This window comes from Streptomyces sp. WMMC940, from assembly GCF_027460265.1.
In the GTDB taxonomy this organism is placed as follows: Bacteria; Actinomycetota; Actinomycetes; order Streptomycetales; family Streptomycetaceae; genus Streptomyces.
In genome coordinates, this window is sequence record NZ_JAPZBC010000001.1 from 5,490,178 (window position 1) to 5,503,070 (window position 12,893).

Below are 12,893 nucleotides of genomic sequence, written 5' to 3' on the forward strand. Positions count from 1 at the left end.
TCGTCGAGGATCCGGCGATCGGACGGTTTGGCCTCGCCGGAGGTCGGTGCTAGAGGCTTCAGCGCGAGCGGCGCACGGCAGGAGGGTCGGACGGTGCCGAGGCGGGCGGCGAAGCAACAGAGGCACCGTGCTGACCTGAGGCGGACCGGGCCAGGGCCGCCTGGACACGTCCGGTGTGCGCGGACTGGTCATCGCCGATCTGGTCGGTCAGGTGATCGGCAACCCTGGCCAACGCCGCTCCGCTGTAGCTGAGTTCGTCGGCGTAGTGCCAGCCTTCGGAGTTGCGGATCTCTCGGGCTCGTTCCTCGTAGAGCTTCCGCGACCCGGGCATCGACCCTTCCATGAGTGCGATGACCTGATCCCACTCGTGGCGGATCTCGCCTGCTCGCTCCAGTACGGAGTCGATGCCCCGCAGGCGCAGCAGGTCGGCGCTGATCGGGCCGTCAAGGTAGTCGGCCGGTTGGGCGGCGGCCCGGACACTGGCGAGGACTTCGGGGCCGTGGGCCAGGAAGGTCTCGACGTGTTCCCAGGCGGCGGCGTCCCGGGCCACCTTGCCGTCGGCGTAGCCGGTCTCGTCGACGGGCCAGCCGTCCTCGTCGCAGTACGAGTCGGAGACCGCGTCCCACTGGTCCGAAGCCTGCCTGATGCCGTCAGCGGCGGAGGCCAGGGCCTGGACACGCGCCCGCCATGCCGCCCGTTCGTCGGCGTCTTGCGGCTGGCGATCAGGGGTGGCGGAGGAGTTGGGAGAGGTGGGCATGGTCGTTACTCGTTTCTGTACGGGTGCCTCACCGCGAACGCGGCAGCGAGCGCGTGACGGATGGTGGGACAGGAGCCGGAGCGTCGTTCCGCTGGCCGGGGGAGGTTCCCCGGTCCGACGCCGCTGGCGAGAGACGGGCTGCTGCTGCCGCTTGGTACGCCCGGGAGCGGATCTCGTGGTCGACGTTCTCCGCTACGAGATGCAGCTCCTCGCCGAGGTCGGTCAACCGGGAGGCGATGGCGTCCAACTCGGACGCGCTGCTTCGGGCACCGTGGACGCGACACCACTCGGAGGCGGTTTCGAGCATCTGGTGCAGGCGGGCCACCGCGCCGAAGTCCTCCGTGACGGCCTCGCGGAACAGGTCGGTGAACTCCTCGGTCCGGGCTGCGGCGAGGCGGTCGTTCCCGTCAGTTGCCGGTGAGCCGCTGTCCGGCCTCGTGGTCGGGCCGGCCGTCGGGTGGGGCTGGAGCGGGGCGGCGTTCTCGACCGCACCGAGCCGGAGGTCGGGGGCGAGCCCGGACCGGGAACTCGGAACCCCACGGCGGCTCACTGCTGCGCCTCCCTGCTCGGTCCAGGAACTGAGGACTCGTCAGTTGTGGCGAACTCACGGGGGTCTGCATGCATCCGGGCGTCCGTGTCGAACAGTTCGCGCTCGGCCGGATGCAGGATGTGCTGGGTGATGAAGCTCCGACCTGCGACTTTCCACAGGCCTCGGCCCTTGGTCAGGGCGGACACGGCCTGGGTTTCGATACCGGTCAAGCCGAGCAGCGACGCGGCTGCGGCGAGCTGGTCGGGCTCCTGGCGGTAGATGATGCGGGTGGAGCAGTCGGCGAGGAGGCCCTCGGCCAGCACCCGGCCGCGCGAGCCGACGTCGCCCGCGCTCAGCAGATCGCTGAGGCGGTGGATGACCATCAGGTTGGCGATGCCGAGCCCTCGGCTGAGCTTCCACTGGCTCTGCATGCGCTCCAGCAGGCCGACGTGCCTCATCACGCGCCATGCCTCGTCGTAGATCACCCAGCGTCGGCCGCCGTCCGGGTCGGCGAGCGCGGACTCCATCCAGGCGCTCGCGCAGGTCATCGCGAGGACCAGCGCGGTGTCGTCGCCCGAGCCGCCGAGGCGGGAGAGGTCGATGGACAGCATCGGGGTGGTCGGGTCGAAGGCGACGGTCGAGGGCGCGTCGAACATGCCGCTCAAGTCGCCGTGGACCAGACGGCGCAGGGCATGCGCGAGGTCCTGCGCGGCGGGCCCCATGCGCCCGGCCTGGTCGCCGAGAGCCCGGTCGAGGCGCTCGGGCGAGCCGAGGGTGTGCGCGATCTCGCCGAGCAGGGGCACGGTGCCGCCTGCCTCAGCCTCGGTGACGACCAGGTCCAGCGCGAGATCGAGGGCCGTGTGCTCCATCGGCTGGAGATCGCGCTTCAGTACGGTGCGCGCGAGGCCGGCCAGGAGCAGGAGACGGCGCTTGCGGACCTCCGTTGACCAGTCGTTCTCGCTCACCGAGGCGGGCCGGGCAGGGGCATCCAGGGGGTTCAGCCTGCCCGGGAGCCCCGGCCCCAGCGCGATGCTGTATCCGCCGAGGGCCTGCGCGACGGCCGTCCACTCGCCCTTGGGATCGCACGGCACGTAGACCCGGTAACCGTGGGCGATCGCCCGGGTGGCGATGGACTTGGCCAGCGCGGACTTGCCCATGCCGATGATTCCGGCCAGGACCGCGTTGGGGTTGGTGAAGCCCTCGACCCGGCCGCTGCTGTACAGCGAGAACGGGTCGTAGCAGAACGCAGCCTCCGCGTGGACGTCGCGGCCGATGAAGATGCCCTCCGCGCCCAGTCCGCCCTCGGCGAGGAAGGGATAGGCCCCGGAAACGGTGGCGGTGGTCATCCGGTGGGCGGGCAGGCTGAGCTTGCCGCCGCGTGCCGAGGAGAAGCCGGGGCGTCCGGACGGCGGGTAGGTCGGCCGCAGCTCCGGGTCGAAGGTCTCCTCGTCGCGGCGCGTGGGCGGGGCTTCGGCGAGGCGGGCCTGGCGCCGGGCCTCGGCGAAACCGGCGCGGGCGGCGCGCTGCTCGGCCCGCGACGCCTTGCGGGGGACGAACAAGGGGGAGGCGCTGGCGCGGGTACGGGGCATGAACGATTCTCCAGACGAATGGCAGAGTCAGTGGCGGACGAGGCCGGTGAACGGGGCGTGGAGGTCGGCCGGGGTGGTACGGCGGCGGACCAGGTGCGCGGTGCGCTGGTGGCGCTGGCAGATGGTCAGCTCCGGTGCGCCTTCCGGCAGGCCGGCTTGGCACGCTTCGCGGTCGGGGACCTCGCCGGAGCCGGGTTGGGGGGCCGCGTGGTAGGCGGCGTGGACGTGGTCGGCTGCCTGCCAGAGCCGGGTGCGGGCGGCGCTGAGCTGGTCGCCCTCGATCGGTGTGAGTCGGCCCGTGCGGGTGGCGTGGGCGTCGAGCAGGCCGTGCAGCGAGACGAGGTGGGCGTGCAGGGCGTCCAGTTCGGCGCGGGTGGTGACGAGAGGACCGCCTGGCACGTTGAGCGCGCGGTGGAAGTCGAGCGCGGCGGTGGCGAAGGGCACGAAGTCCTGCGCGGTCGGGCTGGCGGTGCGGGACATGGGGGTGCTCTTTCGGAAGGGAGGAGGGCCGGCATCAGACAGCGAGGGCGAGTGGCATGGCGGCGGCGGTGAATGCCTCGGCCTGCTGCCAGGTGAGCGGCCGGAGGTCGAGCTGGGCGCCGACCGCCGCGGTCTCCACGACCGCGCAGGCGGAACGAAGTTCCTCCTCGGAATCGGCCGAGACGGTCAGCAGGCCGGTCAGGGCGACGTCCGCGTGGCCGGCGATGAGCTGACGTTCCCGGGACTTGATGTCCTGGTACTCGATGGAGTCCGCTTCGGAGTCGACCTGGCCGCGCCGCGCCCGCTCGGCTGCGTCCGCGATCACGCTGGCCTTCTTGCGCTGGACATCACGCAGGGCGGCGTCCAGCCCCTTCGGCTCGTAGGACAGCGACAGGGTCCGCCGCACCCCGGCGGTGAACAGCAGCTGGTGCAGGAAACCCGCCGACGTCTCGGTGCGGGGCCAGTTCTCCACCCAGTACGTGCAGTGGACGGCGGAGTCGGTCGCGATGTGGTCCGACTTCTCGACGACCACGACCGGGCCGGCCGCGGCTGCGTCGGCCTCGGGGCGCCCGGAGGAGGACCAACGGTCCAGCGCGGAAAGGGCCTTGGGGTCGTACGCCGTTCGTACGACTGCCGCGATCTCGCGGGCGGTGAGCCAGCCGGTGGGGTTGAGCCCGGCGGTGCGCGCGGCCTGGTCGAAGGCCGAGGTCAACTGCGCCAAGACGCTGAAGGACCCGGTCAGACCACCACCGGCCTGGTTGATCAGGCGTCGCGCGGCCTTGGCGTCCAGCGAGACCGCGACGTACGCCTCGTGCGGAGCAGCGGCCGGGCCGGCGCTCTGGATCAGCTCGCCGTAGACCTGGCCGGCCACCGGGGCGTCGGGCCGGCCGTGCTCCTCCCAGTACCGGCGGAGGGCGTCGCCGGAGTCCGGCACGGTGCGCTCGATCACCTGGACCCGGGCGACCTGGCCGGTGCGGGCCAGTGCGGCGAGGGCACGGCCCCAGCCGTTGACGTTGGCGTTCTGGGTGCCCGGGTCGAGCAGCGCGTAGGCGCGGGAGGACACCTTGACGACGGCGGTCAGCGTGCCGGTGTGGGGGTTGTGCACGGCGCCGTACCGGCGGTCGGGTGCGGTGACCACGCGCAGGCTGGCGGCGGTACCGGGCAGGTGGAGGAGTCCTTCGCGGACCGGTCGGCGGGAGGGCCGGACGAGCCAGATCAACTGGCCCCGCATCCGGCGGAGCGCGTACCGGGTGACGACCGGCGCCCAGTCGGCCAAGGCCCGGCCTCGGTAGCGGACGAAGACGAGCAGGGCGATGGCGGCCCACAGCGGGACGAGTTCGAGAGCGCCGACCACGCCACGGGCGAGGATCACGGCGAGCAGGAGCAGGCCGGTGAGGCTCACGACGATCAGCTGTGGGGCGGTGAGGCCGAGCAGGATGCCGCGCCTGCTGCGGTGCGGGAACTTCACGGTGGCCGTGGTGGCTTCGGCCTGGGGGTTGTCAGACATGGCGGTTCCAGACAGTGGGAGTGGGCGGGAAGGGGCGGAAGGCGCGGCGCGCTCTTCTGGAGGTCATGACCGGACTCTTTTTCGGGGTGTTCGAGGGGAAGGGGGGCGGGCTGGAGAGAAGCAACCCGCCCCCGGGTGGTGGTGGGTCAGGACCCCGACGGCGGCTGGTCGCGGTAGACCCAGCTCGTCGGAGTCGGGGAGCCGGTCGCCGACGGACCGGTGGAGGGCGGCGGTGGCGAGGCGGGACCAGCGGGCGGAACGGCACCTACGCGGGTCAGGCTGCCGCCCGGAATCGACGCGCCAGCGGGCTGAGGAGCGGAGGGAGCACCCTCGGAGCCGCCTGTCTCGCTGTCGGCAGGCCGTGTGATCAGCGCGGGGATGCCGGGGCGCTGGATCAGGGCGCGGCCCTTGTCGCCGAAGGCGTTCGGGTCCTCGCCGTATCGGAAGCGGGTCTGCGGCTTCGGAGGTCCGGCGTCGATGCCCTCCTTGCTCAGGTTCCCGCCGGTGGGGTTGATGCCGGAGGCGACGCCGTCGCTGCCCGCGCCGGGGACCTTGCTCGGCCCCTGCGGAGCGGGAGTGCCGGTGCTGGCCTGCATCGCGAGGCTGCCCGCGGTCTTCGCCGCGCCCGCGGCGACCGCCATGCCGGCGACGCCGGTGCGGTGCAGGTCGTCGTGTCCGCCGCCGTCACTCGCCCAGTGGACGAACTTGTAGGTGGCGTAGGGGCAGAGCAGGACCAGGACCATCACGACGATGCCGGCCATCGCGTCGGAGAGGGCGGCCATGCCGTCCGTGGCGTCGGACTTGCCCATGGCCGAGACGCCGATCAGGAAGACCACGGTCATCAGCAGTTTTGACACGACCAGGGTGGCGGTGGCCTCGATCCACCTGCGCCGCCAGCGTTTGGCGACCTCCCAGCCACCGCCGGCTCCGGCGAAGACGGCGAGGGCGACCATGATCAGGACACCGACCTTGCGGGCGACCATCACGCCCCAGTACATGAACGCGCCGATCGCGCAGCCGAAGGCGACCAGGGATGGGATGGTCCAGCCGAGGGCGTACATCGGCCCCAACTGGTTGACCTTGATGACGCGGCGGATCGCGTCGTCCACCGAGCTGTTGGCTGCTTGGAACAGGCCGTCGGACAGGGCGTCGACCACCGTGATGGCGACGGAGGTGAAGGCGACGGCACAGAAGGAGAAAAGGACGCCGGTCATCGTGCCGATCGCGGCCTGGGCCAGGGCGCGTTCGTCCCGTCGCCAGGCCGCGAGCATCAACTGCATGCAGAACGTGCCGACGGTCAAGGCGAGACCGATGGGCAACAGCAGCTCGTAGTTGTCCCGGAACCAACCGGCGTTGAGATCGATGGCCGTGGTCTCGTTGACGGCCCGGGCGGCGAGATCGGCCGCGCTGGCGGCCAGCTCACCCGCTGACTTCGCGATCCACGCCCCGATGCCGTCGGTGACGGTCCCGGCGGGGTTGGTGGCGAAGTCGACGGCGCCGCAGACCTTGTCCATCAGCGGAAGGTCGCAGACTGCCATGGCGGTACCTCCTATCTGGGGTGGGGGTCAGGGCGCGACGGTCGGCAGGACACCGGCCAGGGCACAGGGCTGGGAGGGGCGGCACTGGACCGCGAGGGTGGTGACGCGGCTCTCGGCGCCGCCGCGCGACGAGCCCTTCCAGGCGATCGACTGTTTGCCGGAGACCGTCACGGCGTAGACGTACGCGGTGGTGATCGCCCCGGGGTCCACCTGTAGGGCCTGGGTGAACGAGTCGGGGAAGTGCGCCTCGTTCACCTTGGCGGTGGCGAACTGGCCGTTGGCGGCCATCTCCTTCCACAGCACGCGCGAGGGGACGAGCGCGTCGACCGAGGCGGTGTCGGCGTACTTCTTCTCGCTGGTTAGCCACCCGCGCAGGGCGGTCAGCAGCTCGTGCTGGGAGTAGGAGCGGGTGTCGTACGACCACAGCGCCGCGGCTGCCGCCTTGCCGAACTTGATCGGATCGTGCGTGGACGGGGGAATGGGCAGGTCACCGCTGCGCCCGTGCGGTCGTGACGAAGCGGAAGCAGAACCGGTCGGGGAAGATAGGGAAGCCGAACTCGCCTGCGTCGTAGGAACCTTGGAGGAGGTCCTGCTGTCGCGGGTGACGTAGGCGGCCAGGCCGGCGAGGGCGACGAGCACCACCAGGACAGCGGTGCCGAGCAGCGCCCGGCGGCGCACGCGAGAAGCGCCGCCGGGGTTCGTGGAGCGGGGAGACATCAGCGGACCTGGCTTCCCAGCGTGCTGAAGAACGCCACCACACCGTTCGCGGCACCCAGCAGGAGGGCCGCGCCGGCGCTGACCAGCACGCCCTTCTTGCCGTTGGCCTCCGCCTGGTGGCCGCCGGAGTGGTGGCCCCAGGCCCACACGCCCGCACTGACGGCGAGCGCGCCGACCACGGCGATGATCCCGAAGAGGTTGATCGAGCCCATTACCTGCTTGAGGACCGACAGACCCGGCAGCCCGCCCTCGTTCGGCTTGATCCCGGGGTCGTAGGCGAGCTGGACGACCTTGTCGACGAGGTACATATTTGTGAACTCCAGTTCGATTTAGTGCACGCCAAAGCCCGAGGGGGCGAAGCGCCAGTCAGGAGGGGGAGAAGGAGAAGCGCTGTGGGTTCCGGTTCAACTTGTCGTCTGACGGCTGGTTGACCTGCGCCTTTGGGCGGCTGTCCGGGAGACTTGTCGGCCGAATCGTCCAGCGAACTTGTCGGATTCTTCGGCTGGAAGGGCCCGATCGGGCCGTGCCGACAGATGTCTCTGACGGTCGACCTGCGGGTTTGCCCCAGCAGGCGACAAGCCGACGACAAGATGGCCGGACAACGACATCTCTATTCGGAACCTACAAGCGCTGGTCAGACGACTCGGCGGGCCGCGAGAATCTGCGGCTTCCAGGACGCGAGGGTCGTGAGGCGGACCATGTCGCCGGTGTGCGGGGCGTGCACGATCAAGCCCTGGCCGACGACCATCCCGACGTGTTCCGGGACTTTGGCAGTCCCTTCGGTGAAGACGAGGTCACCGGGCCGGAGAGCGTCGACCGATACCGGCTTGCCCTCCTTGACCTGCGTGTACGTCGTCCGCGTGAGGGTGACCCCGGCGGCCCTGTACGCCTGCTGCATCAGGGAGGAGCAGTCGCAGCGGCCCATGGGGTCGCTCCCGTGGGAGTCGGTGCAGCTCCCGCCCCACTGGTACGGGGTGCCGAGCTGGCCGAGCGCCCAGCGGATCGCCGTCTGGACCTTGGGCGGAGCGTCTGCCGGAATCTTGTATCCGGCCGGCACCGCGCCGGGCGGGATGGTTCCGAAGTCGGTGCCGTCCCCGCCGGCCGTACAGCCGCCCGCGGTACTCGACGCGGCACTGGTCGTGCTGTCCGAGCCGGACGGCGAAGGGCTCGGCGACGTGCCGCCGGCCTTCGACAGCAACGGCTCGATCGCCTGCTGCAAGGCGGTGGCCAGAGGCTCCCACTTCGCGTAGGCCTCGGGATAGCCGGACCTCTGCACCGCCTGGGCAGCCTGGGTGACGGACAGCGACTGCCAGCCCGAGACCTTCTCCAGCGCCTCGTAGAACTTCGTCGAGGCATGCACCGGGTCGAGGATCTCGTTCGCGGTGCCCCACCCCTGCGACGGCCGCTGCTGGAACAGGCCCAGCGAATCGCGGTCGCCGTAGGTGAGGTTACGCAGGCCGCTCTCCTGCAGGGCGGTCGCCAGGGCCACGATCTGGCCCCGGGCCGGAATGTTCATCGCGACGCCGGTGGCCTGGATGGTCTTGGCGTTGGGGATCTGCTCGGCCGCGTCGTCCAGGCCCGGCACGGAGACCGTGCCCTTGCCGCCGCCGTCCAGGATCGCCTTCACCTGAGTGGCAACGGCCGAGGTATCCACAGCCTGTGGACCGCCGGTCGAGCAGGAGGCCGTAGCAGTCCCGGCCCCGACGGCAAGGACCGGAACGGCCAGCAGCAGCGGACCAGAGGCGAAGAGACCCACGACCGCTCCGGTGGTCTTCTTCATCGCCGACGCCGTTCGCCGGGGCGGACATCCCGGCCGGGCGACAGGGTTGGGTCAGGGCGTGGGCGTATCAGGGCGTGCTGCATCGCAGCGGCTCCTCGCGGTTCGTAGGAGGCGCGGTGCCGACTTCTCGTGCAAAGCCGTCGACACCGCGCCGATGTGAATCCGCCTCTCAGGGCGGGCCCGGATCAGGGGAGTTGGTAGCTCCCGGACACCGGGTTCAGGCCATGCGCGGCAGCGAGCCGCGCTCGTAATCTCAGGTGGTGCACCGGGTCTCCTCACGGCTTCGGGAACGGGGATTCAACGTGCCGTCCGGTCCACGTTCTTGGACGTGGCAACACGGATCAGCACAGGTCAGCGAGGGTGGAGCCGGGCTCCGCCTCGGTGACGTGGCGAGACAGTAGACCGGGATTCCGGCCGCACCAAACGACCGCCGAACCGGGCCCGAACCACGGCACCGGCTCGTTAGGCGCGGCCGGAAAACGCGGCTAACCTCCGGCGCAACCCCGCTCCGAACGGCCGCCGTTGACCGCCGTCCGGAGCGGGCCCAGTCCCGTCGTGCCCTGAAAGAGGCCCCGCACATGAGCTACACGCTGCACCGAGGCGACGCCCTCACCGTGCTGAAGACCCTCCCGGACGAGAGCGTCAACGCCGTCATCACCGATCCCCCGTACAACTCCGGTGGACGCACCAGCTCGGACCGCACCGGCCGCACCGCCCGCGCCAAGTACGTCACAGCCGGATCGGCGCACGACCTGCAGAACTTCCCCGGCGAGAACCGCGACCAGCGGAGCTATCGAAGCTGGCTGACCGCACTGCTCACCGAGGCGTACCGGGCCGCGACCGAGCACTCCGTCGCCATGGTCTTCTCCGACTGGCGCCAGGAGCCCACCACGTCCGACGCCCTGCAGATGGCGGGCTGGACCTGGAGCGGAACGATCCCCTGGATCAAGCCCGCCAGCCGACCCCGCAAGGGCGGGTTCAAGCAGTCGGCCGAGTTCATCGTCTGGGGCGTCAAGGGAAGCCTCGAAAAGGACCGGGACCTCTACCTGCCCGGCCACTTCATCGCCTCCCAGCCCCGCAAGGACCGCGTCCACATCACCCAGAAGCCGGTCGAGATCATGCAGCAGCTCGTGCAGATCTGCCCCGAAGGCGGCACCGTCCTCGATCCCTTCACCGGCAGCGGCTCCACTGGCGTAGCCGCCTTGCGCGAGGGCCGGCAGTTCGTGGGCGTCGAGCTCTCCGCGCATTACGCCGACGTCGCCGAGGCGAGGCTCCGAGCGGAGCTGACCCAGGACGACTTCGTGCTGGCAGGACCGGAGGCATGAGTATGAGAGCGACCGGCCCGGGGCCGACGGACCGCAGACGGATGAGGGCGGCTGGTGCATCGAGAAATCGATGCACCAGCCGCCCTTCGTCTTGCGTCAGGCCGCCTCGAACGCCCGCCGGATCAGCGGTCCCGCCTTCTCCAGGTCGGCTGCCGAGGCGATCCGCACCTCCAGGTCGCCGGTCCCGAGGTGGCCGATACCGCGCATGTCGCGCGAGAAGCCCTCCTCCAGCTCTACCGTGTCCGGGTCGATCTTGAGGTAGACCAGGATCGCCTCGTGCTTCGGGCGGAAGATGACGGAGGCGACGTTCACCATCCGGCGGTAGGCGATGTAGTGCCGAAGCTGAGCCACCTCGACCTCGCCCCAGGCGGTGAGGGCCTCGTCCAGCTCGGCGTACAGGTCCTGCAGGCAGCCAGGAATCGCATCCGCGGTAGCGGTCGCCTGAGCGGACGTCTTCCCGTCTTTGCTGGCGGCACCAGCCGTGACCTCCCGCTCGCGGCTCTGGCGCCGATCCGAGATCGGTCTCGAAGATCCGGGCGTGGACTCGATCAGTAGCAGGCTCAGCAACCCACCCTCGAAGACGCGGTAGCGCACCAGGTCGATCCGCTCGCGCAGACGGTGCACCGCGACTCGGTCGTGGTGCGAGAAGCCAGCGGCGATACAGACCATCCGAGGGTTCCGCCAGTCGATCGACTCGGCGGCCTCGGAGCCCAGCTTCTCCTTGACCAGCGCCTCGAACTCGTGACGCGCGGAGTCCAACCACGACAGATAGGAGACAGCCTGCGACAGGACACCGCTGTCGGCGCCCTTCTTGTACTCGATCAGCGCGGGTGTGCCGTTCTCGTCCAGACCGAGCGAGTCGATCCGGCCCCGGTGCCAAGGCCCCGTCGGGTACTCCGATGCCAGGAAGCGGATGCCGAGCATGGCCTCCATGCCGGCCTCGATCCGGCGCTGCAGTTCGACCTCCAGCGCCATCGTCGAACCGCGCAGCTCGACGTCCCGGCCGTCGGCGTCGAGCCGGAACAGCTTCAGGTCGGTCACCAGCGTCCCCCTCCGTGATTACTACAGGAGGAGCAATCGAAACCAGCCTGCGGGTATTCCAGTGAATACCTGTGCGTGACGCCTCGTCGGGGGCTCTCGGCGCTCTCGGCCAACGTGGACGCCTCGGGGCGCTGGCGGAGAACGATCAGCTGCGTTGGGCTTGTCCGGTTCGGACAGGTGCTGGACGCGTCATGGCGCTCGCGAAGTGGGTATGGGAATCACCCTGGGGTCGTGAGCTGCCCCGAGTTTCGTAGAGTTCGGTGATCTTGTTTCAAGCGGACTGCGGGGTTTGCTCCTGGCTCTGCCAGAAGGCTTCCTCGTACTCGGCGGGCGGTACGTAGTCGAGCGCGGAGTGCAGGCGTTCCTCGTTGTACCACGTGACCCACCGGAAGATGGCCCGCTCGAGCTGGTCCGCGTCCTTCCAGGGGCCCTGCATCTCGATCAGCTCGGCCTTGAATGTGCCGTTCAGGGCCTCGGCCATCGCGTTGTCATAGCTGTCCGCGACGGATCCGACCGACGCCGCGGCGCCGATGTCGGCGAGCCGGTCGGTGTACCGAATTGACACGTATTGCGACCCGCGGTCGCTGTGGTGAATGAGGCCGGAGTCCTTCTTGATCCTGCGTCTCCACAGGGCCATCTCCAGCGCATCCAGCGGGAGTTCGGTCCGCATGTGGCGGGCGACCTGCCAACCGACGATCATCCGCGAGTACACGTCCAGGACGAACGCCACGTACGCCCAGCCCGACCAGGTGCGCACATACGTCATGTCCGCCACCCACAACTGGTCCGGGCGCGAGGCGGTGAAATCGCGGTCGACCAGGTCCGGCGGGCGGGGCGCCGACGGCTCGGGCACCGTGGTGCGGCGCCGCTGACCGCGGATGACGCCCTCGATGCCCAGCTCACGCATCAGCCGCTCGATGGTGCACCGGGCCACGTCGATGCCCTTGCGCCGCAGGGCACGGGTGATCCGCCGGGCCCCATAAGTGGCCCCGGACTCCGCGTGGATCTCCTCGATCAGCGGCATGAGCTGCTCGTCGCGGAGCCGGCGGGCCGACTTCGGACGCTTCTTGCGGGCGAAGTACGTCGACGGCGACAGGTCCAGCACCCGGCAGACGGGATCGACCCCGAGGCCGCGTTCGCGCAGGTGGTCGATCACTTGCTCGGCCTCGTCCGGGGACGGTCGATCTCCTGGGCAAAAAACACGCTGGCGGCTTTCAGGATCTCGTTCGCCCGCTTCAACTCCGCGTTCTCTTTGCGGAGTTGCTTCAGCTCGTCGCGCTCGGCGGTGGTCAGCCGGTCGTCGCGTTCGCCGGTGTCGGCCTCGGCTTGGCGCACCCACTGCCGCAGGGCTTCTTTGTGGATGCCGAGGTCCCGGGCGACATGCGCGACCGGGCGGCCGGTGGTGCGGACCTCGCGGACGGCCCGCTCGCGGAGCTCGTCCGGGTACTTACGTGGTGCTGGCACAGCTCGTGGTTCTCCTTCGGACCAGGATCATAAGCCTGGCTTCAGGGACTCCACGAAACGGGGTGCAGCTCAGTCGTGCCCGTGCCGATCGTGTACTGGAACGTGGGGTGAATCGCGCCGGTTCGAACGGGGAGTCCGGACTCGGAGGTTAAGTGTGCTCGACAAT

General features: G+C 70.1%; 12 protein-coding genes. 1 reads left to right on the top strand and 11 read right to left on the bottom strand.

All coding sequences use genetic code 11. The features are described 5' to 3' along the window. Nucleotides 1–58: 58 nt before the first annotated feature. The 9 genes from O7595_RS24260 to O7595_RS24300 form a co-directional block, all read right to left on the bottom strand. The gene (locus tag O7595_RS24260; protein WP_269730730.1) at nt 59–757 is read right to left on the bottom strand and encodes a hypothetical protein; all 699 of its coding nucleotides are present in this window, start codon (nt 755–757) and stop codon (nt 59–61) included. Nucleotides 758–785: 28 nt separating this feature from the next. Then, nucleotides 786–1,307 carry a hypothetical protein gene (locus O7595_RS24265; RefSeq protein ID WP_269730731.1) on the bottom strand — a complete coding sequence of 174 codons (522 nt, stop codon included), beginning with the start codon at nt 1,305–1,307 and terminating at the stop codon, nt 786–788. After that, nucleotides 1,304–2,875, bottom strand: a complete 1,572-nt coding sequence (locus O7595_RS24270; protein ID WP_269730732.1) for an ATP-binding protein — start codon at nt 2,873–2,875, stop codon at nt 1,304–1,306. The genes O7595_RS24265 and O7595_RS24270 overlap by 4 nt, the downstream gene beginning before the upstream one ends. 27 nt (nt 2,876–2,902) lie before the next feature. Continuing rightward, nucleotides 2,903–3,355: a DUF6238 family protein gene (locus O7595_RS24275; protein ID WP_269730733.1), complete on the bottom strand. Its 453-nt coding sequence runs from the start codon at nt 3,353–3,355 to the stop codon at nt 2,903–2,905. A 34-nt stretch (nt 3,356–3,389) separates the two neighbouring features. Further along, nucleotides 3,390–4,862, bottom strand: a complete 1,473-nt coding sequence (locus O7595_RS24280) for an SCO6880 family protein (RefSeq protein ID WP_269730734.1) — start codon at nt 4,860–4,862, stop codon at nt 3,390–3,392. 146 nt (nt 4,863–5,008) lie between these two features. Continuing rightward, nucleotides 5,009–6,400, bottom strand: a complete 1,392-nt coding sequence (locus tag O7595_RS24285; RefSeq protein WP_269730735.1) for an SCO6881 family protein — start codon at nt 6,398–6,400, stop codon at nt 5,009–5,011. A gap of 27 nt (nt 6,401–6,427) precedes the next feature. Further along, entirely contained in the window at nt 6,428–7,117 is a 690-nt protein-coding gene (locus tag O7595_RS24290; RefSeq protein WP_269730736.1) for a hypothetical protein, read from the bottom strand. Continuing rightward, nucleotides 7,117–7,425, bottom strand: coding sequence for a DUF6112 family protein (locus tag O7595_RS24295; RefSeq protein ID WP_046913952.1), 309 nt, complete (start codon nt 7,423–7,425; stop codon nt 7,117–7,119). The genes O7595_RS24290 and O7595_RS24295 overlap by 1 nt, the downstream gene beginning before the upstream one ends. A gap of 326 nt (nt 7,426–7,751) precedes the next feature. Then, nucleotides 7,752–8,897: a C40 family peptidase gene (locus O7595_RS24300; protein WP_269730737.1), complete on the bottom strand. Its 1,146-nt coding sequence runs from the start codon at nt 8,895–8,897 to the stop codon at nt 7,752–7,754. Between the two features lie 578 nt (nt 8,898–9,475). On the opposite strand from O7595_RS24300, the gene O7595_RS24305 reads away from it, so the two are divergent. Then, nucleotides 9,476–10,222, top strand: a complete 747-nt coding sequence (locus O7595_RS24305) for a DNA-methyltransferase (RefSeq protein ID WP_235476065.1) — start codon at nt 9,476–9,478, stop codon at nt 10,220–10,222. 96 nt (nt 10,223–10,318) lie between these two features. Here O7595_RS24305 and O7595_RS24310 read toward each other — a convergent pair whose 3' ends face one another. Next, nucleotides 10,319–11,197, bottom strand: a complete 879-nt coding sequence (locus O7595_RS24310) for a DUF5655 domain-containing protein (RefSeq protein WP_443071855.1) — start codon at nt 11,195–11,197, stop codon at nt 10,319–10,321. A 337-nt stretch (nt 11,198–11,534) separates the two neighbouring features. Beyond that, a protein-coding gene (locus tag O7595_RS24315; RefSeq protein WP_443071715.1) for an IS3 family transposase occupies nt 11,535–12,727 on the bottom strand; the annotation gives its coding sequence in 2 pieces (ribosomal slippage) (nt 11,535–12,463 and nt 12,463–12,727; 1,194 coding nt in all). Nucleotides 12,728–12,893 lie beyond the last annotated feature (166 nt).